Here is a 26,821-nt window from a genome sequence, read left to right as displayed (position 1 = left end):
TGCCCCCCCAGAGGAACACTTGATCGAGTCAAAAACCTTAACAAGAGAATCGGGACATGGAGCTGGATAGCAGCATTTGCGCCGTCGTTGTAGGCGGTGCGTCAGGACTGGGTGAAGCAACAACTAGAGCCTTTCGCGCAAACGATATGCGAGTGACGATTCTGGATCGGGACCGGGAGCGCGGCTCAGCACTAGCGGAAGAAACTGGGGCCTACTTCGTGGAAGCGGATATCACCGATGAAGAAAGTGTCGTCCAGGCTTTTGCCGCCTCGCGCAAGCACAATGGGCAGGAACGGGTCCTGGTTCATACCCCGGGGATCGGCGCTATGGAGGCCACAGCTTGGCGTGACCCAGCGAGTGGCGAGATTAAACGTCACGACTTCGCGCGTTTCCAAAAAATAGTCACGCTCAATCTCTGCGGAACGTTCTTGTGTGCATCCGTTTCCGCGCAGGGCATGCTCACCCTCGCCCCCACGGATGACGGTGAACGAGGGGTGATAGTGCTGACTTCCTCAATCGCCTCCTTGGACGCGCCGACGGGGAGTATCGCCTATACCGCAACGAAGTCGGGGATCAACGGGTTGACGTTGGGCATGGCCAGAGATCTGGGCCTCGAAGGAGTTCGCGTCAACACGATTATGCCCGGCAGCTTTGAAACCCCGCTGATCGGACCGATCCCTCAGGCATACAAGGATCGGTTGCTATCCTTCAACCTTCATCCCAAGCGCTTTGGGAGGCCTTCAGAATACGCCTCGATGACGATTGAACTGATCAGGAACCAGTACTTGAACGGCGAAACCCTACGCCTGGATGGCGGCGCTCGGCTTGGCGCACCCTTTGGTGCTTAAGACACCGGAGTGTTGAACAGTGTGTCCGCTCGCCACCGAAGTTTTTGGTTTCGGTGGTGAGCGAACTTCTTCGCCAATGCGTCGGTTAGGGCGCTTCCCGCTTACGGTTTTGCTGAGCAATAAACTCAGCCGCAAGGGTGTGATGCTCTTCGCTGAGGGTAGCCGCGAGCTGCCGACCGAGAGTCACGTCGAGCACCTGCGCAGCACTGCGGTGCAAGTAGCTGTTCATGATTTTCTTGGTCTCACGCAAAGCCTGGCTGGGTTGCTTGAGCAACTTTTCAGCCAATGCCCGTGCTTCTGTCATCAAATTTTCTGGGGCCACCACACGGTTGGCGAGACCGTACTCCACCGCTTGTTGTGGCGATATACGATCGCCAGTGAAGATCAGCTCCTTGGCCCGCAGCAGGCTGGTATAAAGCGGCCATGCGACCGATATCCCGTCGCCCACCACCAAGCCGATATTAATGTGCGGTTCGGCCATAAATGATTTTTCAGACATCAGCACGATGTCACAGAGCGTGGCCATGGTCGCACCCCAGCCAACGGCAGGGCCGTTCACCGCAGCGATAATGGGGATCGGTAAATCGATGAAGCTGTGGATAGTGCGTCGGGCATTCTCTTGTACGGAGCGGGCAAAATCGCTGTCCTGCAGGGTCTTGACGAAATGTTGAAAATCCCCGCCCGCGCTAAAGGCTCGCCCGGCACCTGTGAGAATGGCGACACGGGCTTCTGAGTCTTCGGCCAGAGCGCGAAACAGTTTGGGATAAGCAAACAACATATCTGTAGACGATGCATTGAGATCGTCTGGTCGATTGAGGGTGATCAGCCGCAAGCCACCCTCGGCGGTTACTTGGATTTCCGGGGGAAGATCGTAGAGATTAGACATGGCATGGCTCCTTGGAATTATTGACACGCGCTAAGAAACTATCAGCAGGGTCAGCCTGGAAACGCGTGCCTATGGGTCTGCACCCACTGCTCAAGTGACGTGAGCGGGACGTCATAGGCTTCGAGAGCCTTGATATCAGCGCGGTAACCCACCTCGTTGGTCCACTCCTGAGAGCGCACCCAGCCCGCGTGCAAGCCGGCCGCAATCGCCTGCTCAGCGGTTACCGATTCACTGACAACCGATCGGTGCAATACCCGACTCAGCAGTGCGGCGACCTCATCCATTGTTAGGGCCTCGTTGGCCAGGTCGATGTTCTTATGGTTGTAACCTTCAGGGTTGGAGAACGCCGCGCAGGCAAATGCACCAACGTCTGCGGCGGTGGTCAGCTGCATCCGGGTTAGGGGGTGTAAGGCAGTAATGATCTTGCCGTCGACGAGGTGGGGGAACATGTACTGCGCCTTGGGCAAGATGAAGTTATCCATCATGAACGCCGGCTTCAGCACCGTACAAAAGTCGAAACCGGCATTGCGGGCGCGCTCTTCAATATCCCATTTGTCTGTCCAGTATTTTTGCCCCCATCGCCCACTACCCCAGTGGGGGAAATCAGGATGGCGGCCGGCTTCACAGACGGAGGTGTGTACCAAGTGCGTGACACCGGCCTGCTTCGCCGCATCGATCAAGGCGAAACCCTGAAGGCGCTCACTGTCCTTGCCGGTGACGTCCGGAACTTGTACCGAGAACACGCCGTAGGTGCCGTGGAGTGCGCTTGCCAGTGACTCGGGCTCGTTCATATCGCCCTTGATAATCGTCGCGCCCAAGCTTGCAAGCGCCTGGGCTGCTGCCGAGTCCGGGGAGCGCGCAAGAATACGTACCGGGTACCCCGCGACCAACAATGCACGGGCAGTTTCGCCGCCTTGAGCGCCGGTACCGCCTGTGACGAGAATGGGGGAATTTTTGTTGTTCATTTCTCTACTCCTGGGTCGAGGTGTATGGATTCAGTTGGAAACGAGAGATAGGTCTTGCGCTATCGCCGCTAATTCGGCGCCGATGGCCAGCAGCTTTTCACGGGGCCAATCCGATGACAGCCCCGACGCTGAGAGCCCATAAATTTTTCCAGTTGCCTGGGTGCGAATGGGTACGGCAACGGCGTTGAATTGGCTGTGCATCACGCCGATGCTGAGAATAAAACCGTAGGTTTGGTAGTCCGAAATGGCCTGGTTGATATGCGCTTCGATAACCGGCCAATTGCTGGGGTTTTGCGCTTGCAGGGCCTGCATGATCGTTAGCCGTTCGGCTTCACCGCTGGCAACCAACGTGGCCCAACCTGTGGGTGCAGTCGCCAGCGGGCGGCGGGCGCCGACCGGATCATTGAAGTAAACGAAGTCGCCGTGCGTGCGCTGCAGATAAAGCATGTCCAGGCCGTCGCGCACGGCCAGCGAGGTGCCCATCCGATAACGGTCGGTCAGGGGCTGCATGGCGCGCAGTGCCACTTTTGGCATTTCCGCGCGGACCAGTGCTGCATAACCGAGGGCAAGCGCCGGCAAGCCCAGGGTCATCTTGCCGTTTTCACCCTCACAGACCAGAAAACCTTCGCGCTCAAGGGTGTAGCACAACCGCCAGACGGTGGGTTGAGGCAGGCCCGTTATGCGCACCACGTCCCTCGCGGTCAGTTCAGGGTTGTCGTAGGTGAAGCAACGCAAAATCTGCAGGCCACGGGCTAGGGCGGTGACGAACTGCCGATCCTTCTCGCCCCCTGCCCTTTCGCTCCCTGTTTTGTCCAGATCGTTGTCGCTGCTGGGTGTATCCATGATTGTAAAACCCTGTTGGCCTCATCTATATTTATCCGCAGTGCAGATATTGAATTCGCTGTGCGAATAAATCAAGAGGAAAACAATAAAATGAAATCCACTCTGTTTGATCTCCACGGCAAGGTTGCCATCGTCACCGGATCCAGTCGCGGCCTGGGCTTTGCCAGTGCTAAAGGGATGGCCGAGCACGGCGCCAAGGTGGTGATTTCCGGGCGCAAGGCCGACGCCTGCGAAGCTGCCGCACAAGAAATCCGCGATGCCGGCGGCGACGCAATTGCCATTCCGTGCAATATCGGGCGTAAGGAAGACCTGCAAAACCTAGTCGATACAACCTTGGCAACCTGGGGTCGGATCGACATCGTGATGGCCAACGCCGCAATTCATCCCTGGGTTGGCTCGGTACTGGACCTGCCCGAAGAAACCTTCAATAAGTTCATGCAAGTGAACGTGCAAAGCAGCATCTGGCTGACCCAAATGACCGTGCCGGCGATGCTTGAGCGTGGGTATGGGCGGTTCATCGTGGTGGCTTCGATTGTCGGCTTGCTGGGCGATCCGCAAACCGGCACCTATGGCCTGACTAAAGCCGCAGACATGCAGTTGATACGGAATATGGCCAATGAATTCGGCAGTGGTGGTGTGACCGCCAACTGCATCGCCCCTGGTACTTTCAAGACTGAAATGGCCCGATCGCAATGGGAAGACCCGGCAATGGTTGCCTGGTACAACGGCCGTAATCCCTCCCAGCGCTTTGGCGAAACCGAAGAAATCGCAGGGCTTGCCGTGTTGCTGGCGTCACCGTCGGGGGGCTACATCAATGGCCAGACAATTGCGGTCGACGGTGGCCACACCATTTCTTTTCGCTGAGCCCACTTAGAGGAATACCTGATGGATTTCATTCCCGATCCTTCCAGCGAGGCCTTCCGGCAGCAAGTGCGGCAGTTTCTCAAAACGCACCTGCCGCAGGATTTGGCCTGGCGTGGGCAACAAGGCTACTTGCCGGACGATGGCGACTCATTGCGCTGGACGCAAATCCTGCATGAGTCCAGCGGCTGGTCGGTACCGTTTTGGCCGGTGGAATTTGGTGGTACCGGTTGGTCCGCCGAGCAACGTTATATTTTTGAGGAAGAGTGCTACTTGGCCGGAGCACCGCTGCAAAATCAGGCGGGTGTCGGCCTGGTCGGCCCGGTGATTTACAAGTTTGGCAACGAAGAGCAGAAAAAACGTTTTCTGCCGCCGATCCAGAAAGGCGAGGTGTTTTGGGTGCAGGGGTTTTCCGAACCCGGCTCAGGCTCCGACCTCGCGTCGTTGCGCACCACGGCCATCCGTGACGGCGATGAGTTTGTGGTTAATGGCCAGAAAATCTGGACCAGTTGGGGCATTTACGGTGACTGGAACTTCGTGCTGGTACGGACCGATCTGTCGGCCAAGCCACAGAAAGGCATTTCCTTTCTACTGGTTGATATGAAGTCGCCCGGCGTGACCGTGCGACCGATTCCTAGCCTTGATGGCTGTCACCACCTAGCCGAGGTGTTCTATGACAACGTCCGTGTGCCGGTGAAAAACCTGATTGGCGAAGAGAATCAGGGCTGGGGTTACACCAAGGCTTTGTTGTTCGATGAGCGCGCGTTCCTAGGGGCCGAAGCGCCGGCACTGAAACGTTATTTGGCGAAAATTCGACGCTATGCCTCGCGGGAACGCGCTGGAACTCAGCCATTGATTGAAGACCCGGCTTTTGCCCTGCGCCTGGCCCAATACGAGCTGGAAGTGCTGGCCATCGACATGACAGTGAAAAAGGTCCTGCACGACGGTCTCGACGAGTCCGGACAAGGCATGGCTATCGGCTCGATGCTGAAAGTACGCGGGTCGCAAATGCACCAAAAACTGACAGAGCTATTGGTGGAAGCGCTGGGAGATTACGGGTCGGTTTTTTATGCCGACCCCAATGAGGACCATAGCCTGCGTGACCAGAGCTTCGTAGGACCAGATTTTGCGCCAGGCCTGGCAGCCGAACTGTTCTATCGCCGCGCCTGCAGCATTTACGGCGGTACTGCCGAAATCCAGCGCAACATCATTGCCAAGGCCTTGTTCGGTCTATAAGCGGAGCACAGCATGAATTTTCAGTTGAATGATGAACAACGGATGCTCCTCGACAGTGCTCAGCGCTACGTCGAAAAGTCCTATACCTTCGAAATGCGCAGCGCTCTCGTCAAGGAACAGGGTGGTTTCTCACGCGAGATGTGGCAGACGTTTGCTGACATGGGTTGGCTGGCAGCACCGATCGCTGAAGCCTATTCGGGCTTGGGCTTTTCGGCAGTGGAAACCGCGTTGGTAGCAGAGCAGTTGGGCCGCGGCCTCGTGTTAGAGCCCTATGTACAGTGCGCTGTTTTGCCCGCGGCGATGATCAGCCATTGCGCTTCAGAGACGCAGAAACAAACGCTACTCGCCGCAATCGGCAGTGCAGAGCACTTAGTAGCCGTTGCCCACAGTGAGCCGCAGACCCGTGGCAACATTGCGCAGGTTTCGACCTCCGCTGTACGTCAGGCAGAGGGTGGCTATCGGCTCAACGGGCGCAAGTCACTGGTGGTTGGCGGCCCGGTAGCGGATCAACTGTTGGTGGTGGCGCGCACGGCTGGAGCGGCCGGCGATGAAGTCGGAATTTCGCTTTTTTTAGTCGATCCGCGCTCCCCTGGGGTAACGCTTCAGACCTACAAGCTGCTTGACGGCACGCCGGCTGCCGATCTGCTACTTAACAATGTGGAACTGGCGGCTACGGCCCTATTGGGTGAGGAAGGGCGTGCTTATTCAGGGCTGCAAGCTGCGGTAGACGAAGCGATTGTCGCGCTCTGCGCAGAAACCGTAGGCGGTATGGACGATGTAATAGCCCTGTGCAGTGAATACCTAAAAGTGCGTAAGCAGTTTGGTGTCGCCATTGGTAGTTTTCAGGCCTTGCAACATCGCATGGCCGACATGGCCATTGAGGCATCCCAGGCGCGGGCGACATTGCACTTGGGGCTGGCGGCGTTGGCTGATACAGAGATGAAAGACCGCAGTGTGGTGATCTCGGGTTGTAAGGCGCAGGTCACGCGCAGCGCCAAATTTGTCACGGCAGAGGGAATTCAACTGCATGGCGGTTATGGCATCACTGAGGAGTACAGGGTGGGTCACCACTACCGGAGGATGGTGCTAACCGATGCGGCGTTTGGCAATCAGGACTATCACCTTCAGCGCTATGCCCGGCATATTCAAGCCCAGGTGCGCGGCCTGAACAACGCTTGATTATCGACAAAGCCTTGCAGAGTTTTTCCTATTGAGCACGTTGCCGTATCAAGTGCCCAGATGAAAAACGCTGCCTCATCGGTGCGAGCCAATTCAATTTGCACGACCACTGCGCAGCGGTAAACGGACAGCAATGAGCATGGGCTTGATTCAGTCGGAGCGGGTCATTGCCTATGACCCGTTGCTTCTTTGAGTGGCCGCCCCCTAGTGCACGCTTGCCTGAGCCACGCAAGGTGGTTCAGGCGAACGTACGGCAGATCTGCATTGGCTGATTTTCGCTGTCGTACACATGGCCAATTACGAGCAACCGAGCATTGCAGCGTGACTTAACGCAGGAATCGCCGCTGCTCACGGATGATTTGATCCAGCGCTAATTCGGCTCCTCCCGACAGGTAAGGGAAGTTCAGATAGCCGTGCGGCATTGCCGGGTATGCGGTCAGCACCACCGGCACGTCCGCTGCAGCCAGGGCTTCTGCATACAGCACGCCGTCGTCGTACAGCGGGTCATGGCTGGCCACCTGGATTAGTGCAGGTGGAAGGTCGTGGTGCGAGCCTGCCCTAAGAGGAGAGCCGCGCCAGTCACTCACATCGTGGCCGTTCAGATAAATGTCGATGTATTTTTTGAGGCCCTTGGTCGTCACGCACGGTGCTATGGCATTGACGAGGTGAGATCGCTTGTCGATTTGCAGATCGGTCGCGGGGTATATCAGTGCCTGGTGGTGGATGATCGGTCCACCGCGCTCCCGCGCCATCAAACACATAACGGCGGATAGGTTGCCACCCGCGCTTTCGCCCATGACGCCGAGACGGCCTGCAGTGGCTCCCAGTTCATCCTGGTGGGCAGCACACCACTGAAGGGCCGAAAAGCAATCGTCCACTGCTGCAGGGAAGCGGTGAGCCGGAGCTAGGCGGTAATCCACTGACACCACGATCGCATCCAACTTGAGCGCAACGCTGCTGGCGATCCAATCGGCTGCGTCCAAGCCGCCCAGAGTCCAGCCGCCGCCATGGATGACCATGACCAGCGGCCGTGGCACGGTCGCGGTGGCTTCGGGCGTGTAGATGCGCAACGCAATGGGGCCGCCGACACCGTCGATTGATGTCTGCCGAGCATGAACGCCGGCTCGCGGGAAGCCAGTCATCATATAAACGGCGTTGCCAACCGGCGGGTTCGCAGAAGCCTTGGCGATCTGCTCGGGGCTCATCCTTGTCACTTCTATGCCCGGCACGACCCGGAAAAGCCCAGACAGCAGGTGGACGCCGACACTAACAGGGAGCTGCGGGATATCCACCGCTGAAGGGGACGGCGATGCGGCTGACGATGTAGACGTGGTGTCAAGCAAGGTGTGCGCAACTGCCGTTTTGCGCATGTTCTTCCGGTACAGCCATGCGCCCAAAGCAGCCAAGCCGGCCGCTGCTAGGCCCTTGGTCGCCTTGCCTGTCCTAGGCGTGCTCATTTGTCTCTGTCCTTTTTATTGTTGTGAGTCGGGACTCTGCGCCAGTTCGGCGATTGCAATGCAGCCGGCGATGTTCGCCTTGCCTACACTCGCTCAAGCCATCAGTACAAGGGTGTTATGGCAGAGCGCTGCGTCAGCGAAACGCGCGCAATAAGCGGTGTTTACCGCTTCGCTCTGAAAGCGGGTTTCGTTAATCATGAAGACGAACAGCCCCCACGCAATTTCTTTGCAATAACAACCCCACGCCTCGTCGAAGCTCGGTGCAGCGATGCCTTCGGCGGCCAAGCACTCGAGGTAATACTGCAGCAGCGGCCTCTCCCACTCGCGACGATCCATCATGTCTAGGGCACAAATCAGGTGGTACGTAACATCCGCAAACCACGGCGCTCGATTGATCTGCATATCGAAGAAACCAGGCGTGCCATCGGCTTCCTCGTACAGATTTCCCAGGTGTGTATCGCCATGGCTAAGTGTCAGGGGATGGCAAGCATGAAGTTCGGCGAGCCTAATAAACGCCCCACGCATCCACTCCAGGCTATGCAGCCTGCGGGAAATAGCAGCGCCGCGCGGCGACTCTAGATAGCGCTGCCAAACGTCTGGTTGCAGATAGCGGTCGGCGTACATCAGCGTGTCGCCAGTCATCCGTGGCGTTACCCAGGACAACACTGCGCCCTCTTCGAACAACGGGCTCTGCCACATCTGCGCGTGGTAACGCGCCATCGCCTGCAGACGCCGGCTGACCTGCTCGTAGGTTTGAGATTGCAAAGCATTGCAGAACTGCGCGCGACGGGTGTCTAAGTCCTCCATCAGAATGATGGACTGGTAACTCTGCTCATCGCTTTGCGCGAAGTAACACTGAGGTGCCCTGATATTCCACAGAGGCAACACCTCTGCGTAGGTACGCGCCTCTTTGGCGTACATAAAACCCATGGACGAGCTGTGTTCCTCGAACCCGCCCTTGACGATCATGCGCGCAGGCAACGCGAACGTTTGACCGACATGGTTATAGGTGAGGTTGACGCGAATTTTGGTGGAGGTTCCCAGCATTACATCAACGACTTGGCAGCTTGTTACGCCAACCCCTGGGTAGCGTATGGCCAGAGCGGCTTCAATCCATTCAGGGGTAATGTCCTCGATCCGTAACGGCAATCGCATAGTCGACTCCCAAAAGCTTGCGCCTGACCCTATTCGGCCAGGCGCAACGCACAACTAGCGAATCCCGGCGCCCGCCATTGCAGTAGGCGACAGCGCGTTCGGCGAAAATGGTTCGCTGGTCAACCAGCCGGTGCGCGTACCACCGCTCATTGAGGCCAGAGCGTAGTTGCCCTTGGTGTGGTCATAAATGATCACGGCCTCGCTGCGCATTACCGGCGTGCCTTCGTAGGCAACAAAGCTTGCGAAGTTCTGCGAGCGGTGCAGTTTGTTAGCCGCATCGTAGGAGTCATACATGGCCATGGCCCAGCTGTCTTCGTCGAGGTAGAACACCTTGCGCGGGTTAGCGTGGCGCTGCCCCGGACGTAGCGTGGCTTCTACTACCCATACGCGGTGCAGTTCGAAGCGCAGGAGATCAGGGTTGGCATAACCTTTCTGAGCCAATTGATCAACAGTTGCGGAGTTGGCGTTATAGGTGTTGTAAGGAATGTACATCTCCTTCTTACCCACCAATTTGAAATCGAAACGGTCCATTTTCCCGTCAAAACCGCTGATCTCATCGAACGTGATCAAGCCGCCGTACTGCGCAGAAACGGTGTCGTACTTGAACTCAGGAGCAAGACGAACACGGCGCTGACCGGGCGTATACGACCACGCGCTATCCGACTTCTGGTCCAGGCGCAGTGGGGTGTAACGCATGTCCTTCGAACCAGACTTGGCAGCCGGCGCTTTGTTGGAGTTCAACAGGCGGTTACTGAATTCTGAACTGGTCTTGCTGTTATCCCAATACTCATGTTCGTAGATGACCGACGAGTCAGTTACCAGGGTCTTTTGCCCAGCGCTGTCGACTAGGTTAGTGACAAAGTTGCCCACTTCATAAGGGCGGAAGAAGCGCGTGTTGAAGTTCCACATCGCCTCAGCACCGGTCTTGGGGATCGGAAATGGTACTTGCGCGTGCGCATTAGCCAGCCCAGTGCCGTCGCCTTCCAACGTTGGCTTGGCAATATTCTTCACCGTGTTGTCTTGTGCCCATTGTGGCAGCGCCGGGGCGCTGCGGTGCGTTGGGTAGACGTCAATTCGAAATTCCGGATAGCGCGTTAGCAAGGCCTTGTTGCCGTCATCGAGCTTATCCGCGTACTGCTCCATGTTCTTCGCGGTGATGGAAAACAGCGGCTTCTCACTGGCGTATGGGTCGACATACGGGAACCCGCCTTTGGGGTTTTGCGGAGCATAGCCTGCGGGCGCTTTCATCAAGGCTTTAGCCGGATCGTAGGCCGGGATGGTGCCGTCAGCATTACCCGCGACGGTGGCACCGAACGCGGTCAAGGTTTTGCCAAGTTGGGCTGCTTCCTCAGGGCTGGGCGCCGCAACGGCGTGACCGGCCAACACACTGCTCACTGCAAAAGGCAGCAGGTACTTCTTAACGCTCATCGATCTCTCCTGAGTTTCATATTGATGCCAACTGCATCCAACTCTGACTGCGGTACGCCAGGGTGAGTATCCAAATTCGACGTCGACAACGTAGCCACTCGCACGGTGCTTTTCGAAACAGACGGCTCTTGCGCTTTACCTGAGCGTTTAGTCTCAGCCGACTCATTCGGCCCACGCAGCAAGAAGTACGACAAAGCTGGGATAAGGATCAACGCACCGATCATGTTGCCGACAAACATAAAGGTCAGCAGGATGCCCATGTCCGCTTGAAACTTAATCGGCGACCAGACCCAAGTGACTACACCCGCGGCTAGCGTCATGCCCACCAATGCAACAACTCGCCCAGTGAATTGCAGCGCGTATCGATAGGACTCGCTTAGCGTACGGCCGGCCTTCTGCTGCTGGAGTTGCACGCTAAGCAGATACAGGGCGTAGTCCACGCCAATACCAACCCCCAGCGTAATAGCAGGCAGCGTCGCGACCTTCATTCCAATGCCTAGCGCTACCATCAACGCTTCGCACAATACCGTGCTGATAAACAGCGGCACGACTGCGATAAGGGTGGCGCGCCAATTGCGGAAAGCTACGAAGCACAGGAGCGTCACCGCACCATAGAGCGCCAGCAGCATCTTACTGTTGGCGGTCTCAACCACGATGTTGGTCACCGCCTCGATACCGGCGCTACCAGCCGCCAACAGGAAATGGCGTTGCTCGGTGTTATGCGCGGCGGCAAATGTTTCTGCGGCCTCCACAACGCGGCTCAGGGTGTCTGCTTTATGGTCTTCTAGGTAGGCAACGATCGGCGTTACCGAACACGTGCGGTCTACCAGCTCAGGCTTGTCTACCTGCACCTGTTCGATGGCGGTGTTCAAGTTGCTGGCATTACGCGGCACCGACAACCATTTCGGGTTGCCCTCGCTCTGCCCCGCAAACACAAAACGCACCGAGTCCGCTGCCGACGCTGTCATCTGCACGCCGGGTACCTGGCGCAACACGTTGCTCAAGCGATCTGCGTCGATCAGCGACGCGTAGTCCATGCAACCGCCTTCGGCAGTTTTCATCATGACCACGAACAAATCACTGGACAGTGCGTAGTGACCGGTTAGGTATGCGATGTCTTTGTTGTATTGCGAGTCTGCACGCAACTCTGGAGCACCGGCGTCAAGGTCGCCGATCTTCACGTGGGCGCCTACCAATACCCCACCCAGAGTCATGGCAGCAGCGACCACAACGGCGACAATCGCGCGGTTACGCTGAGTAAAGCTGGCGAAGAAGCGCCATAGATGCCCAGGGTCCTCGCCACGCTCTTGAGCAATGCTGCGCTGCGCTGCCTTGGCGCTAACGCCAACGTAGGACAACGACACCGGCACCAGCACCAGGATGGTAAAGATCAAAATGCCGACGCCGATCGACATGCTCACGGCCATCTCTTTGATCACCGGAATATCGATGATGATCAGCACGGCGAAGCCCACCACGTTGGCCAACAGTGCAGTTAGACCGGCGCGGAACAAACGGCGGAAGGTGTAGCGCGCGGCCACGTATTTATGCGTGCCGCGGCCAACGTCCTGCATGATGCCGTTCATCTTCTGCGCGCCATGGGACAGGCCAATGGCAAAGATAAGGAACGGTACCAAGATCAAATACGGGTCTAGTACGTAACCAATCGAACTGAGGATACCCAGCAGCCAGATCACGCCAAGCACCGCATAAAAAACCAGCAATAAGGTACTGCGAATACAGCGGGTGTAGAGGAACACAAAGAGTGCTGCGATAGCGGCAGCGATGGCAAAGAACTCTGCGACTTGCCACAGGCCATCAATCAGGTTGCCGACCAATTTAGCGAAGCCGACGATATGAATCCGGATGTTCGGAGTCTCTAAGGCGCGAACGTTGCTTTCCAGCTGATGGGAGAATTCGCGATAGTCCAGGGGCAGCCCTGTGTCCTGGTTCAGTTCCATCAGCGGTACCACAATTAAGCTCGACTTAAAGTCGGACGCCACGAAACTGCCAACAATCCCGGCCTGCAAGATGTTATTGCGCAGCGTGTTCATCGCTGACTCAGACCAGTCGAAACCGTCCGGCATTACCGGGCCACCGCGGTAGCCCTCCTCCGTCACCTCGGTCCAACGCAAGCTGGACGTCCATAGGCTACGCAGCGCCGAACGATCCACGCCGGGCATGAGGTAGAGGATGTCGTTGGCCTTTTGCAGAACCTCCAGGGCGTCTTTATCGAAGATGCTGCCCTGGGTGTTTTCCACCACCACACGCACTGAGTTGCCCATTCCGCGCAGAGCATCTTTGTTCTGGAAGTAGTTCTGAATATAGGGATGTGATTGCGGAATCATCTTTTCAAAGCTGGCGTTCACCGGCAATTTTGCCGCCTGCCAGACCCAGAAACATGTGCTCAGCAAGCAAATAAACAATATGGGTAAACGGTGGTTGAAAATGAACCGCTCGAGCCAGACACCGCTGTTTCGATCGAAATCCTTGGGATCTCGGATGACTTGCATGTCATCCTGTTCGCCGGCAGGAATAGCCATAAATGTCTTCTCGATTGTTATTGTTCAGACAAAATCACTTCTACCGATTTAAGCGGTAGAGTTCACCCTTCAACTCACTGGCTAGAAACCACCTGCACGCCAGCCATACCGACAATTGCCACCTTATTTCCAGTCATCTGGCTAAGCCCTGCAAATAGGTAAGGGTGTACTGCGTCAATGGCCTTGAAGCTCTTACCTTGGTCATCGCTTTTCAGCACTGCACCGGCCTGACTGGCTAGCAGCAACGCGCCGCTTTCATCGATGGCCGCACCCACCAAACCAGCCGAATTGCCTGTCTCTACGTGGGACCAATGCTGCCCACCATCGGTAGACCGGTAGGCGTTGCCTCGCAGCCCATAGGCGAGCAGATAACTCTCGTTGCCCACCACACCAAAGAAGCTGCCGGTATAGCCGGTAGCGCTAGCGACAAAACGCTGTTTAGCGCGATCCAGCTTAAATACGGTGCCCTGCTCACTGGCGATGTAAATATCACCGGCAATGCCGATTACCGAGTTGAGGTGGAAACTATTGGGGTTGTCGACTTTCTCAATCCACGACTGCCAACTCTTGCCTCCATCCTGGGTGACCACGACGGTGCCAAAGGCACCCACGGCGTAGCCGTGCAGTTCATCCTCGAACCAAACACCGAGAAAAGGCTGCTCGGGCCCGTTAGAAAAATTCAATGTCACCAGCTCAAGATACTGGCTAGCAAGCTGATCACCGCTATCCACCAATGCTTGAAAATGGTCGGTCAACAGTTTCAGCAGGTCACGGCCATCCAGCTGTTTTTCCCAACTGTTGCCGCCATCGGTGCTGTGCAAAATGACGCCATCATGGCCGACCGCCCAGCCGGACAATTTGCTCGGAAACTGCACCGCGACCAGGTCAGAACTCACCGGCACTTTGGCCTGTGTCCAATGCTGCCCAGCATCATCGGAAAGCAGCACCACGCCTCGCGCGCCCACTGCAACCATTCGTTTACCCGCCTGGGTTATGCCGGTCAATTGCGACTGAGCAGCCAACGGGTAAATTTGGGCAGGCGCATCCAGTGGATCGGCATAGGGTTGCGCCATTGCAACAGAAAGCGGCAACAGGCTAACCAACACGGCAGTAATAAAGGAAAGACGCAGCAAGAAAACCTCCAAGGCTACAGTCGCCTATGACTCAATACGGACGATATGCCCTGAACAATCCGGGCTTCGGAGCTAACTCCAAAGCCCGAAGAAACTCAAGTGTCGTTAGCGAACGCCCGCACCCGCCATTGCCGCCGGCGACAACAGATTAGGAGAGAACGGCGCAGCAACGTGCCAGCCCGTACGCGTATCCAGCGGCACCGATGCGATTGCATAGTTGCCCTTGGAATGATCGTAAATAAGCACGCCCTCGCTACGCACCAACGGTACGTCGTCATAGCCAACAAACAACAAGAAGTTCTGCGAATGATGGAGCTTCCCGGCAGCGTCATACGAGTTGTACATAGTCATGTTCCAACTGTCTTCGTCCAGGTAGAAACGCTTAGTTGGGTTGGTGTGACGCTGCCCAGATTTCAGCGTTGCCTCAACTACCCACGTGCGGTGCAACTCCCAACGAAGCTTGTCCGGATTGACGAAGCCATTCTTGGCCAGCTCATCAAGCTTGGCGGACTCAGTGCGGTAAGTATTGTAGGGAACGAACATCTCCTTCTTACCCAGCAGTTTGAAATCAAAACGATCCTGCTTACCGTCGAAACCAGTAATTTCGTCGAAGGTGATCAGGCCACCGTACTGGGCCGAAACGGTGTCGTATTTGAACTCTGGCGCAAGTCGTACGCGGCGCTGCCCTGGCGAGTAGGACCAGGCACTGTCGCTCTTAATATCGAGCCGCAGTGGGGTGTAACGCATATCCTTGGAGCCGGATTTACCAGCGGGTGCCTTGTTGTTGTTGAGCAGGCGGTTGCTGAAGTCCGAACTGGTTTTGCTGGGGTCCCAATACTCATGCTCGTAAACGACCGACGAGTCCGTCACTAGCGTCTGCTCACCCGCGCTATCAATTACGTAGGTCGCAAAGTTGCCGGCTTCGTAAGGCCGAAAGAAGCGCACTGCAAAGTTCCACATCGCCTCATTGCCAGTTTTGACAAGGGGGAAAGGAACCTGCGCATGGGCATCGGCGAGACCGGTACCCTCACCTTCCAGATGTGGTTTGCCAATGTTATTGACGGTGTTGTCATGGGCAAATTTTGGCAACGGTGGTGCGCTGCGGTGGGTTGGATAGACATCTATCCGGTACTCGGGATAACGCGAGAGCAACGCCTTGTTGCCGTCATCCAGCTTGTCGGCGTACTGCGCCATGTTCTTCGAAGTAATCGAGAACAGCGGCTTCTCGTCCGCATAAGGGTCAACATAAGGAAAGCCACCAGAGGGGTCCTTCGGCGAATAGCCGGCTGGTGGTTTGCTCAGCGCTTTAGCCGGATCATAGGCAGGAATACTGCCATCGCTATTGCCGGCAATAGTGGCGCCGAACTCGGTCAGCGTAGTGCCGATTTGCTTGGCTTCTTCCGCGGTAACAGCAGCAAAGCCTTGAGCAGCAAGAGCATATGAGACAGCTATGGAGATTAGGTATTTCTTGTAATTCATTTTTTAACCCTTCCATTCATGCAGCTTGTCTTAGTCAGAAAGCGGTTTTCAAGCTCAGCGAGAGCCAACCGTGATCGTTCTGCCACCAGGTACCGCCACCCGTAACACCTTGCCCGCCAGTTGCTGGATACGTGTTGTGGGTCGGCGAATAACTGTCATTCCATGCGAGTTTGACCGTATGGGTCTGGTAGATATCGGCTTGTATGCCGAACGAGTAGCTAACCTGGCCTTCTGCCCCCACTAGACCACCGGTTGCAGAGTTGCCTTGCACGCCCCAAGACAGGAACGTAGGAGCGCTGACGTCAACGCCTGGGAAAACCTGCAACCAACGCGGGGTAAAGTTGGTGGAGAACACGGTTGAGTTGCGAGTTGCACAACCCCATGACCCATCGCCAGAGCCCGGCACGCCACTTCTATTGGCACAGAGCGGCGAGTTACCGTTCTCTAATGGGAAGTTGCTCAAGCCGGTTGGAAAGCTTGCGCCGGGAGCGGCAAACGGCCGAAATTCCAAACCCGGATCGTAAGTAACTTTGTCGAGATGCTGGAAAGACAGTTCTGCGGCGATTTCGCCCGCGTCCCACAGCATCGTTTCAGGCAGCAACTTCACCGCATTGAGGACAATGCCGTAGACATCGCCACGGGGAGCGTTTTGAGACTCAAACGCCAATAAGCCTGTCGGAGCAGTCGGGTTATCCACGCCGATAAGCCCGGTTACAGTGGTGTAAAGCTGAGCGTTTTTACGATAGGTCAGCTCTGCGCCGAAGTTGACACCGCCGACGTTCTGCTCAATGGCAAAACCAAATAGTTGGTTTCTTTTCGGGTTGTAAACTCGGTCCAGCAGGCCTGCGTCAGACACAGCGAAGGGGTTCGGGGTTTTCTCGCGGAACTCGCGGAATACCAAACTCATGTTGCCGCCGTCCATGAACTCAGGCTCCCACTTAGCCATTACGCCCCAGTCATGCTGACCGCTACTTGGCTTGTTCCTGGTTTGACCAATCTCAGGACCATCAGCCCCATAAAATGCCGGCCCTGCGTATTCGAAGAAGGTGCCACCTTCTGGGTAACGATCACGTCGCCACTCAAGGGAGTACTGCCACGCCAGAGAGAAGGTTGGGTTCAGCTGCAACGTACCGGTGAACTGGTTCTGTGGCAGGAACAATTCCTTAGCTTCAAGCCCTGGGCTGTTTGATGCTTTTTGCAGGTCGAGAGCGGCTTGGCTATAAGCAATAGAAGATTGCTTGGACTGCGGGAACAGCGAGTTGCCCCAGTAAATATTGTGCCGACCGAACTTCAGCGACGTGGTAGTGGCGCCCGCATCGAACGTACCGAAAACAAAGGCGTCCAGAACCTCGGCATAAGGCCCGGTGGTGTAGTTGCGGGTGTAGTCAGAATATTTGCCGTTCTTGAAGATGTTGCGCGATACAACATTGCCATCGCTAGGGTCATCTACGCCACCGTCATAGGTAGGGTCATACCAAGCAGCAGCGCTCATGCGAAAGCCGTAGTTTTGGTGGACGACAACGTCAAACTCAGAAAGCACATCAAGGCGATTGAGCATCACGTCGCCCTTTTCGAAACGATTGTTGCCCAGTGCCACCGCATTGTTACTAGAGTCGTCCGTACCGTTCGGCCCCATCTTCAGGCGCGAGTCAGTATGTTCACCGCGGATACCCAGGTTGTAGCGAACGGTGGTGTCCAGACGGCTTTCAATATCTGGGTTACCGAAGTCCAGGCTAACTGCATATACGTTGCCTGCTGCTGCGGCCACCGCCATGGCTAACAGGGAAGCTTGCAGGCCCATACGCTTTGGGGAAGCGCAGCTAGGTTGTGTAAAGCGATGAGTCATTATTGTTGTTCTCCATCTCTTATGCGGGCCTGGCTAAGGCCAAAGGGAAGCGTGGTGAGGTAAGTACGCTCCCATCGTCTTTTTCCCAAACGCCCCGAGCCAAAATGCGCAGAGCGGTTGCTGAATCGCGTTTAATGAACGCCGTTCGGATAATTGTATATGCCACCTAGGTTGTCAACTTCTATTGGCCGCTTGGACACAGCGCCGAGCAGCTAGCAAAAAACCCATAAAAACCGCTCTACAACGGCTATTTCAATTAAGCGCAACGGCCGGTTTCAAGCCTAGAAAACAGAAAAAATCAGTCGAATAAAATATCCTCGCTAACACTACGCCATGCATCTAACTGCTCGATGGCTGTCTGCAGTGTGGCGCGATAGGCCGCCCAAGCGCTGGGGTGAACAGGCAGATGCAGCGGAGGCTGCGGCGCATCCACAACAGCTATTATCGCGAGTGCCGCCTTAGCGGGGTCGCCATCCTGATGGCCGTCCATTTTCGCCAAACCGCCACGAACTGCGCCGGCTGTTTGCTGATAGTCGTCGATAACCTTTGCTGAACGAATGATCGCGCCACTCGAAGCCCAGCGCGTACGCAAGGCACCCGGCTCGACGTTGGTCACCCGAATACCAAGCGGCGCAGCTTCCGCTGCAAGGGCGGCACCAAACCCCTCTAGGGCGAACTTGGACGCGCTGTAGATGGGCATGCCAGGTATCCCCATAAAACCGGCCATGGACGATATGTTCACCACATGCCCCCAACGCTTCTCACGCATCGCTGGTAGAACCGCCTGAGTGGCCGCCAGCGCGCCAAAAAAATTGGTTTCCATTTGCTCGCGCGCTTCGCTCTCGCTGACCTCCTCCACTGCACCGGCCAAGCCATAACCCGCGTTGTTCACCAGAACATCGATACCGCCATGCAGCTGCGCTACCTCTCCAACCACCTCAAGCACGCGAGCGTAATTGCGCAAATCCAACTCCACGGCATGGGCACGCCCCGGGCACATCGCCTCGAAAAGAGCGACTTGCTCGGGCTTGCGCACCGTACCAATTACGCTATCGCCACGCTCTAGAACGGCCTTGGCAAGCGCTTCGCCTAAGCCACTGGAAACCCCGGTAATCAGCCACTTTCGGATCGTTTTCGACACAATAAACCTCTTGTTCTTATTGATTGACGAAGTTGCGCTAACCGCTGCTTACCCCGAGTAGATAAGCGCTGCGCACCCTGCGCAAAGCAGAAAATCAAAATACACAAAAAGGAATGACATTCACAATACCGCACATAAATACCAGTACCAGCAGCCTCGAGGGTGGTTAAAACAAATATCCAGCCAGCTCGGCAGCACCCGCTCGGATGCAGCTACCCAGGGCTATGACGAATAACCATTGGACATATAAAGGAACGCCGTTCAGTATTTATCAACTACAAAAACAAGAATTGGAGACCTAAACCATGCATAAGCCCCCTGTAACGCCCCCTAAGTAATGACCTGAGAGCACCGCGCTCCGAATTTCGCGGCCTGTGCCGCTCGTTCACACAGACCGTATTCGTTCCGATACCGCCTACAGGCGACACATCACAGGCATTACCTCGCCATGCGCCACTTCTCGATCAAGGCCAAGCTGGCCATCATCACCTTGTTTTCAACCGCGATGCTCCTGCTAGTCGGAGCCAGTGGTTGGTACGGCATACATCAGTTGGGCCAGCAACTTGAACTGCTCAGCAATAAACGCGGCCCGGCCGTGGAAAACCTGTTGAGCCTGCGCCTGGGGCAGTTGGCCACGGTAAATTCCACCCGCGAAATGATTGCGTGGAACCTGGACCAGTTCGAAGACGTTGAGGACAAAGCACCGATTCTCGACGAGGCTCACGAGTTTTATCAGTCCGTTGCCGAGGACAAGCACCACGCCGAGGAGCAAGCGCAGAAGGCCCTAGATGCCTACACAGCGCTGCCTAAAGAAGAAGCCGAACAAGCGGCCTGGGAGAAAGTTAAACAGGAGTGGGACAACTACCAGTACAACAACCAGCAGATCAACTCGGTACTGGACCAATTGCTTAACGGCACAGAGTGGCAGCCGCTCAGGCAAGGCATGAGCCAGATCATCGGCCTCGACCAATCTGCCCAGGGCACGATCAACAACTTCACCAGTGCTCTGGACGAGTTGATTGAGTTGAACCGCAACGCCGCCAACGACGCCAGGCAGCAAGCTGCTCGCGAACAACACCAGGCAGTCCTGATGATCGCCGGGATCTTTCTCGCAGCCTTAGCAGGCTTGTTGATTTCGGCATGGTTGATCGCCCAAGGAATAGTCGGAACGCTACGGGAGATGCGCGAGACCATCGTCGCGGTCGCTCGCGACAATGACTTCACCCTGCGCGCCAAAGTCCGCGGGCGCGATGAGGCCAGTCAGACTACGGCAGCCTTTAACAGCCTGGTGGAGAAACTACAGCAGTCGATGCGCGATGTGCTGGGTAATGCCGAGCAACTGGGAGATGTGGCCGAACATGCACTGCAAGCCTCACAGCGAGTCCGAGCGTCCTCTTCTAGCCAAAGCGAAGAAGCCACCGCTATCGCCGCCGCCATCGAGCAAATGAGCGCCAACATCAGCCATATCAGTGCCAATACTGGTGACGCGCTAGAGCGCGCCCAAGAGGCCGGCAGCAATGCCAGCCAGGGCACCGAGATTATTGCTCGCAACAACAACGAAATGGACACCATCACCTCTACCGTCAACGGCGCGGAGCAGCTGATTGCGGTACTCGGCGAACAGTCCAAACGTATTTCTTTAGTGATGCAGGTGATCAAGGACGTTGCCGAGCAGACCAACTTGTTGGCGCTAAACGCCGCTATTGAGGCCGCTCGCGCTGGCGAGCAAGGCCGTGGTTTTGCGGTGGTGGCCGATGAGGTCAGGCAGTTGGCGGCGCGCACCAGCCTCTCGTCCACGGAGATTGCCGAGGTGGTACAGGCCATGCAAACAGCAGCGCGCGATGCCATGAGCGGCATGCACAGCGTTAGCACGCAGGTCAGTAACGGTAAGTCGCTTTCCGATCAGGTTTCAGTGCGTATGCACGCAATACGTAGCTCGTCAGTGCAGGTAACCGACGCGGTCAATTTGATCTCCACGGCGATTGACCAGCAGAGCAGCGCCACCCTAGACGTCGCCCAACGCATCGAAACCGTCGCCCGCATGAGCGAGACCAACTGCGCGGCAGCAGAAGAAACGTCCAACATCTCCGCACGGCTTAGCCACTTGGCCTCGGGGCTGCGCCAAGCGGTCGGCCAGTTCCGCATCTGAGTGCGCAGGCTAATTTGAGCCGCATATAAAAAGGGGCCGCACACCTGTGCGGCCCCTGCCCTTTACCAATCAAGCGACTGCTAGGTATATCTGCTACCGCAGGACGCCCGCAGGCGCCCGGTGCAGGCTAAACGACGCCTTGTTCGCGCAACGCCTGAACGGCTGCAGCATCCAAACCCAACAGTTCACTCAGCACACTCTCGGTATGCTCACCCTGCACCGGTGGAGCCTTGTAGTCGGTGATGGGCGTTTCCGAGAACTTGACTGGGTTAGCCACCAACTTCACCTTGCCGTCTGCCGCTAATGGGTGATGGCTTTCAACGCACATACCACGAGCCTGCACATGGGGATCGGCGAACACTTGTTTCAGGTCGTTGATCGGGCCGGCCGGTACGCCTGCTGAGTCTAGCTCCTGGAGTAAATCAAGCAGCTTCCAGCTAGCCACCAGAGGCTCGAAAACCTCGCCCAAGGCGCGGCGATTAACCACTCGCAGCGGGATCTCGGCAAAACGCGCATCAGTGGCTAATTCCGGATGGCCCAGTACCGCGCAAAAGCGTGCGTACTGCTCATTGTTGCCGGCCACAATCATGATGCCGCCATCTGCGCACTGGAACATGCGCGAAGGCATGCCGCCATTGCCTTCAGTACCGCGGCGCACCGGGACCTCGCCGGATACCAGGTATTGGCTGGCATAGTGGGACGTCGCAGCAATCAGTGCATCCAACAGTGCCACATCAATATGCTGCCCTGGAGCGCCGTTAACATCACGGGCGTACAGCGCCGCTTGAATGGCATAGGTTGCGTACTGGCCAGCGAGGATGTCGGCCAGGCTCGGACCGGTCTTCATCGGGCCGCCGCCTGGAACATCGTCGGGCAGGCCAGTGATGCTCATCAGCCCGCCCATAGCCTGGAAGATCGAGTCGTAACCTGGGCGTGGCGAATACGGCCCGGTATAGCCAAAACCGGTTAGCGAGCAGTACACCAAGCGCGGATTAACCTCACGCAGGCTTTCGTAGTCCAGCCCGTAACGCTTGAGGTCACCAACCTTGTAGTTCTCCAGCAGTACGTCGCACTGCGCAACCAGCTTGCGAATCAGCGCCTGCCCTTCAGGCTTGGCGATATCGCAGGTAATCGACTTCTTGTTGCGGTTGGTACTGATATAGAACGAGGACTCGCGGGTATTGCGCCCCTCGCTGTCGAGCAGAAAGGGCGGACCAAACTGGCGAGAGTCATCACCCTTTCCTGGGCGCTCAACCTTAATCACTTCGGCCCCAAGATCGCCCAGCATTTGAGCAGCCCAAGGGCCGGCGAGAATTCGGCTCATATCGAGCACACGGATGTTGCTAAGCGGGCCTTTAGGCATCTTGTTATTAACTCCTGGCTTAACGTCCAACGAAGCGCGCGGTGCGCTTCTCAACAAAGGATTGAACACCTTCTTTGGCATCTTCGGTGTTGTAGAGAAACTTCTGCGTCGACTGAATTTTTGAATACGCCGTCAGCCAGCCCTGCCCCAAGGAGACGCGGGCGTTCTCGCGTGTCGCCTGAACGGCCAGCGGTGCTTGTGCGGCGATTTTCAACGCGTATTCCATGGCCTTATCGAACTCACTGCCAGACGGCACGACCTCCTGCACAAAGTTCATGCGGTAGGCCTCCTGGGCACTGAACTCATCACCAGTAAGCAAGATCTTCATCGCGTTACCCCAGCCCGCGCGCTCCACCATGCGAATGGTCGCGCCGCAGCCAGCCATGATTCCGCGCTTCACCTCAAGCTGGGAAAAACGGCAATCCTCAGCGGCGATAGCAATATCGGACGCCAGCATCAATTCCACCGCCACGGTAAAGCAAATACCCTTCAACGCGATAACCACCGGCTTCTTGCGCAATGGCTCACGCAGGTTGAACGGGTCGGCTTCGTTAGCCGGAAACAAGGGTTTACCCGCCTGACGAAGCGGCACGATTTTGGGCATGTCCAGCCCAGCCGTGAAGTGATCCCCGGCGGCGTGCAGCAGGCCGCAAAACAGATCAGGCGATTCCTCCAACTGCGTGAAAGCCTTGGCCAACTCTTCAAACATCTTGGGCGTAAAGCCGTTGCGCTTTTCCGGGCGGTCAATGCAGATCAATAAGACCTGGCCTTCCTGACGAGTAGTGACTTGCCCATCCGGATCGCGAGTGTCGGTCATGCTGGAATTCCCCTTGAGCTCAAGAGACTGGTTCAACTGAGGGCACCCATCTGGCGCTGAAACCGGAAGAGAAGCCAATTGACAGCCCCACCGGGCATATTCAGAATGTTAAACGCCGTTCATAAAATTGACAATAGGCGTTACAGCCAAGGGCCCTCATGCAATCCAGCGGAGCAACAACCCCGAGACAGGAGGCTACCATTAGCCGCCCACCTCTCAGCTACCCGCTGTTTAGGGCGGTTTGGTGCGCAACACTAACGGCCAACATCTGCGTTTGGATGCAGAACGTTGCAGCCGCCTGGTTGATGGTCACGCTCAGCCCCTCGCCGCTGATGGTTGCCTTGGTGCAGACGGCGATTACCCTACCGGCCTTCCTTTTTGGGCTCCCGGCTGGGGTTTATGCGGATCTTTTTGATCGGCGTCGAATGCTGATTTTTACCCACAGCTGGATGCTGATAGCAACCGTAGCGCTGTTCCTTTTATTGCTGAGTGCACAGTTGGGGCCATGGAGCTTACTGACCCTGACGTTCCTATTGGGTGTCGGCAGCGCAATCAGCATTCCCGCATGGCAAGCCTCAACCAACGATGCGGTGCCGCGCAGCGTGCTAGGCGCCGCGATCAATCTCAACGGCATTGCCTACAACGCAGCGAGAGCTGTTGGGCCCGCACTCGCGGGCGCCTTGATCGCCTGCGCGGGGGTCAAATGGGTGTTCGCCCTCAACATCATTTTGTTGATTGCTGTGCTGCTTATATTCGTCTTTCTCTACCGGCCAGCGCCGCTCTCCCCGCCGCCATCGGAGCCTCTGTTTTCGGCAATGCGCGGCGGCTTGCGATACGTGCGGCATGCGCGTCAGTTGCATGGGCAAATTTTCCGCACAGTTACATTCATAAGCTGCGCCAGCGGCCTGTGGGCACTTCTGCCGCTGGTAGCACAAACCGAGTCAGCCGGCGGCTACGGCCTATTGCTTGGCAGCCTTGGGACTGGCGCAGTACTCGGAGGCTTACTGCTCAATCGGTACCGCCCCTACGTTCGCAACCACGGTCATCTGGCGAATGGCGCTAATCTGGTCTTCGTCGCGGGCATGCTGACAGCCGCCTGGGTGCCCAATATCTACGTCGTCAGCCTCGCGTTGGTCTGCAGTGGCGCAGCGTGGATCGGCTTCAACTCAACGATCAGCGCATCTTTCCAGACCGCCCTGCCCTCCTGGGTTCGAGCGCGCGCCCTGGCTATTTACATGCTCAGTTTTCAGGGTTCCATGGCGATTGGCGGCACCACGTGGGGCGCTGTGGCCAATCATCTCGGTGTATCGGCAACACTTAGCGTGGCCGCAGGGCTAATCCTTGTGGGCCTGCTCATAACGCGGCGCTATTCATTGCGCATGGGCAATGAGGCGGAAGTTACCCCTTCCGCGCGCTGGGGAGAGCCGCCCGTTTTGACCGAACAAGATGAGCTCGAAGGCCCCGTGGCCGTACAGATCGTCTACCACATTGCCGACGAGCACCGCGCCAGCTTTTGCCGGGAAATACACACCCTGGGCAAAACCCGCAGACGCGATGGTGCCAGCCACTGGCTGCTGTATCGCGACCTCGCCAACCCCGACCTATTTAGTGAGCGCTTCATCGTGGCGTCCTGGGGCGACTACCTGCGCCAGGGCGGCCGCGGCACACAGGCCGACAAAGAACAGGAAGATAACCTGCGTCGATTTTTGAGCCCCGGAACCACCCCCGCGATGTCGCACTTTCTGCTTGTCGGCCCTGATGCCCAAACACCGTGAACTATGCCGCCGCCTGAGTTGCGGCAAAGGAGCTAATCGTTGTCCGATCGTGAATTTATGGAGTTCGACGTCGTCGTCGTTGGCGCCGGCCCTGCGGGCCTGTCTGCCGCCTGCCGACTCAAGCAGAAAGCTGCCGAAGCGGGTAAAGAGATCAGCGTCTGCGTAGTCGAAAAAGGCTCCGAAGTTGGCGCCCATATCCTCTCCGGCGCGGTGTTTGAACCACGCGCTCTGAACGAGTTGTTCCCGGACTGGAAACAGCTCGGCGCGCCGCTGAACACGCCGGTTAAGCGCGACGATATCTATGTGCTGCGCAACGAAACCGCCGCCTCGAAAGTGCCTGACCTGTTTGTGCCGAAAACCATGCACAACGAAGGCAACTACATTATTTCCCTCGGCAACCTGTGCCGCTGGCTGGCCCAGCAAGCAGAAAACCTCGGTGTAGAAGTCTACCCAGGCTTCGCCGCGCAAGAAGCGCTGATCGATGAAAATGGCGTGGTACGCGGCATTTTGACCGGTGACCTCGGCGTAGACCGTGAAGGCCACCCCAAAGAAGGCGTGTACACCCCGGGCATGGAATTGCGCGGCAAGTACACCCTATTCGCCGAAGGCTGCCGTGGCCATATCGGTAAACAACTGATCAAGAAGTACAACCTCGATAGCGACGCTGACGCCCAGCACTACGGCATCGGCATCAAAGAAATCTGGGACATCGATCCGTCCAAGCACGAGCAAGGCTTGGTGGTGCACACCGCCGGCTGGCCGCTGGATATTGTCGGCACCGAAAACACCGGTGGCTCATTCCTCTATCACCTGGAAAACAACCAGGTTGTAGTCGGCCTGATCATCGACCTGTCGTACGCCAACCCGCACTTGTCGCCATTCGATGAGTTCCAGCGCTACAAGCACCACCCAGTGATCAAGCAGTACCTGGAAGGCGGCAAACGCGTTTCCTACGGCGCCCGTGCCATCTGCAAAGGCGGCCTGAACTCGCTGCCGAAGATGGTCTTCAATGGCGGTGCACTGATCGGTTGTGACCTCGGCACCCTGAACTTCGCCAAGATCAAAGGCAGCCACACTGCCATGAAGTCCGGCATGCTCGCCGCTGACGCCGTGGCAGACTCGCTGTTCGCCGGCAGCGAAGGTGGCGACCTGCTCACCGGTTACGTCGACTCGTTCAAAGCCAGCTGGCTGTACGACGAGCTGTTCCGCAGCCGTAACTTCGGCCCGGCCCTGCACAAGTTCGGCCCGCTGCTGGGTGGCGCATTCAACTTCGTTGACCAGAACCTGTTTGGCGGCAAGATCCCGTTCACCCTGCACGACACCAAGCCGGATTACGCCTGCTTGAAGCTCGCCGCAGACGCGCAAAAAATCGCCTACCCGAAACCCGACGGCAAGCTCAGCTTCGACAAATTGAGCTCGGTATTTCTCTCCAACACCAACCATGAAGAGGAACAACCCTGCCACCTGAAGCTGGCCGACCCAAGCATTCCGCTGCTGAAAAATCTGCCGCTCTACGACGAACCTGCGCAGCGGTATTGCCCGGCTGGCGTGTACGAGATCGTCACCCAGGAAAGCGGCGAGAAGAAGTTCCAGATCAACGCGCAGAACTGCGTGCACTGCAAAACCTGCGACATCAAAGACCCTGCCCAGAACATTAACTGGGTGGCGCCTGAGGGTGCTGGCGGCCCTAACTACCCCAACATGTAAATGCCTCGGG

19 protein-coding genes and 2 pseudogenes are annotated in these 26,821 nt (G+C 57.0%); 8 read left to right on the top strand and 13 right to left on the bottom strand.

Annotated features, from left to right (window positions below):
- Positions 1-56: 56 nt before the first annotated feature.
- Positions 57-848, top strand: a complete 792-nt coding sequence (locus AC0IW7_RS08825; protein WP_471817198.1) for an SDR family NAD(P)-dependent oxidoreductase — start codon at positions 57-59, stop codon at positions 846-848.
- Positions 849-933: 85 nt separating this feature from the next.
- On the opposite strand, the gene AC0IW7_RS08820 is transcribed toward AC0IW7_RS08825, so the two are convergent.
- The 3 genes from AC0IW7_RS08820 to AC0IW7_RS08810 are packed head-to-tail and all read right to left on the bottom strand — an operon-like array spanning position 934 to position 3,542.
- Positions 934-1,734: an enoyl-CoA hydratase/isomerase family protein gene (locus AC0IW7_RS08820; protein ID WP_471817196.1), complete on the bottom strand. Its 801-nt coding sequence runs from the start codon at positions 1,732-1,734 to the stop codon at positions 934-936.
- Between the two features lie 50 nt (positions 1,735-1,784).
- Complete coding sequence (locus AC0IW7_RS08815; RefSeq protein WP_471817194.1) at positions 1,785-2,699, bottom strand: NmrA family NAD(P)-binding protein; 915 nt, start codon at positions 2,697-2,699, stop codon at positions 1,785-1,787.
- A gap of 30 nt (positions 2,700-2,729) precedes the next feature.
- Positions 2,730-3,542 (bottom strand): IclR family transcriptional regulator, encoded by an 813-nt coding sequence (locus tag AC0IW7_RS08810; protein ID WP_471817192.1) that lies wholly within the window; start codon positions 3,540-3,542, stop codon positions 2,730-2,732.
- A gap of 60 nt (positions 3,543-3,602) precedes the next feature.
- On the opposite strand from AC0IW7_RS08810, the gene AC0IW7_RS08805 reads away from it, so the two are divergent.
- Genes AC0IW7_RS08805 through AC0IW7_RS08795 form a run of 3 tightly spaced genes read left to right on the top strand, consistent with a single transcriptional unit; the run spans position 3,603 to position 6,818 of the window.
- Positions 3,603-4,406 (top strand): SDR family NAD(P)-dependent oxidoreductase, encoded by an 804-nt coding sequence (locus AC0IW7_RS08805; RefSeq protein ID WP_471817190.1) that lies wholly within the window; start codon positions 3,603-3,605, stop codon positions 4,404-4,406.
- A gap of 21 nt (positions 4,407-4,427) precedes the next feature.
- Positions 4,428-5,639: an acyl-CoA dehydrogenase family protein gene (locus tag AC0IW7_RS08800; RefSeq protein WP_471817188.1), complete on the top strand. Its 1,212-nt coding sequence runs from the start codon at positions 4,428-4,430 to the stop codon at positions 5,637-5,639.
- A 12-nt stretch (positions 5,640-5,651) separates the two neighbouring features.
- Complete coding sequence (locus AC0IW7_RS08795; RefSeq protein WP_471817187.1) at positions 5,652-6,818, top strand: acyl-CoA dehydrogenase family protein; 1,167 nt, start codon at positions 5,652-5,654, stop codon at positions 6,816-6,818.
- A gap of 326 nt (positions 6,819-7,144) precedes the next feature.
- On the opposite strand, the gene AC0IW7_RS08790 is transcribed toward AC0IW7_RS08795, so the two are convergent.
- The 8 genes and pseudogenes from AC0IW7_RS08790 to AC0IW7_RS08755 form a co-directional block, all read right to left on the bottom strand.
- Entirely contained in the window at positions 7,145-8,275 is a 1,131-nt protein-coding gene (locus AC0IW7_RS08790; protein WP_471817185.1) for an alpha/beta hydrolase, read from the bottom strand.
- A 93-nt stretch (positions 8,276-8,368) separates the two neighbouring features.
- A pseudogene (locus AC0IW7_RS08785) lies at positions 8,369-9,247 on the bottom strand (protein kinase family protein); the annotation flags it as partial.
- Between the two features lie 237 nt (positions 9,248-9,484).
- Positions 9,485-10,858: a DUF1329 domain-containing protein gene (locus AC0IW7_RS08780; protein WP_471817183.1), complete on the bottom strand. Its 1,374-nt coding sequence runs from the start codon at positions 10,856-10,858 to the stop codon at positions 9,485-9,487.
- A complete protein-coding gene (locus tag AC0IW7_RS08775; RefSeq protein WP_471817181.1) occupies positions 10,855-13,401 on the bottom strand; it encodes an efflux RND transporter permease subunit in 2,547 nt (848 codons plus the stop codon). Before AC0IW7_RS08775 ends, AC0IW7_RS08780 begins: the two co-directional genes overlap by 4 nt.
- A gap of 74 nt (positions 13,402-13,475) precedes the next feature.
- Positions 13,476-14,534 carry a WD40/YVTN/BNR-like repeat-containing protein gene (locus AC0IW7_RS08770; RefSeq protein ID WP_471817179.1) on the bottom strand — a complete coding sequence of 353 codons (1,059 nt, stop codon included), beginning with the start codon at positions 14,532-14,534 and terminating at the stop codon, positions 13,476-13,478.
- Between the two features lie 105 nt (positions 14,535-14,639).
- Positions 14,640-16,013 (bottom strand): DUF1329 domain-containing protein, encoded by a 1,374-nt coding sequence (locus AC0IW7_RS08765; protein ID WP_471817177.1) that lies wholly within the window; start codon positions 16,011-16,013, stop codon positions 14,640-14,642.
- Between the two features lie 34 nt (positions 16,014-16,047).
- A complete protein-coding gene (locus AC0IW7_RS08760; protein ID WP_471817175.1) occupies positions 16,048-17,859 on the bottom strand; it encodes a DUF1302 domain-containing protein in 1,812 nt (603 codons plus the stop codon).
- 298 nt (positions 17,860-18,157) lie between these two features.
- Positions 18,158-19,000, bottom strand: a complete 843-nt coding sequence (locus AC0IW7_RS08755) for an oxidoreductase (RefSeq protein WP_471817174.1) — start codon at positions 18,998-19,000, stop codon at positions 18,158-18,160.
- A gap of 448 nt (positions 19,001-19,448) precedes the next feature.
- Here AC0IW7_RS08755 and AC0IW7_RS08750 point away from each other — a divergent pair.
- Positions 19,449-20,294 (top strand): annotated as a pseudogene (locus tag AC0IW7_RS08750) (MCP four helix bundle domain-containing protein); the annotation flags it as partial.
- Positions 20,295-20,309: 15 nt separating this feature from the next.
- Positions 20,310-21,149, top strand: a complete 840-nt coding sequence (locus tag AC0IW7_RS08745) for a methyl-accepting chemotaxis protein (protein ID WP_471817463.1) — start codon at positions 20,310-20,312, stop codon at positions 21,147-21,149.
- Between the two features lie 127 nt (positions 21,150-21,276).
- On the opposite strand, the gene AC0IW7_RS08740 is transcribed toward AC0IW7_RS08745, so the two are convergent.
- Both AC0IW7_RS08740 and AC0IW7_RS08735 read right to left on the bottom strand, forming a co-directional pair.
- Positions 21,277-22,512: a CaiB/BaiF CoA transferase family protein gene (locus AC0IW7_RS08740; RefSeq protein ID WP_471817173.1), complete on the bottom strand. Its 1,236-nt coding sequence runs from the start codon at positions 22,510-22,512 to the stop codon at positions 21,277-21,279.
- A gap of 19 nt (positions 22,513-22,531) precedes the next feature.
- On the bottom strand, positions 22,532-23,329 hold the full coding sequence (locus AC0IW7_RS08735) for a crotonase/enoyl-CoA hydratase family protein (RefSeq protein ID WP_471817171.1): 798 nt from the start codon (positions 23,327-23,329) through the stop codon (positions 22,532-22,534).
- A 158-nt stretch (positions 23,330-23,487) separates the two neighbouring features.
- Here AC0IW7_RS08735 and AC0IW7_RS08730 point away from each other — a divergent pair, with 158 nt between their 5' ends.
- On the top strand, positions 23,488-25,104 hold the full coding sequence (locus AC0IW7_RS08730) for an MFS transporter (RefSeq protein WP_471817169.1): 1,617 nt from the start codon (positions 23,488-23,490) through the stop codon (positions 25,102-25,104).
- A gap of 57 nt (positions 25,105-25,161) precedes the next feature.
- The gene (locus tag AC0IW7_RS08725) at positions 25,162-26,811 is read left to right on the top strand and encodes an electron transfer flavoprotein-ubiquinone oxidoreductase (protein WP_471817461.1); all 1,650 of its coding nucleotides are present in this window, start codon (positions 25,162-25,164) and stop codon (positions 26,809-26,811) included.
- The last annotated feature ends 10 nt before the right edge of the window (positions 26,812-26,821 follow it).

This window comes from Pseudomonas sp. AC229 (genome assembly GCF_979254655.1).
This window is presented reverse-complemented; position numbering and strand designations above follow the sequence as displayed.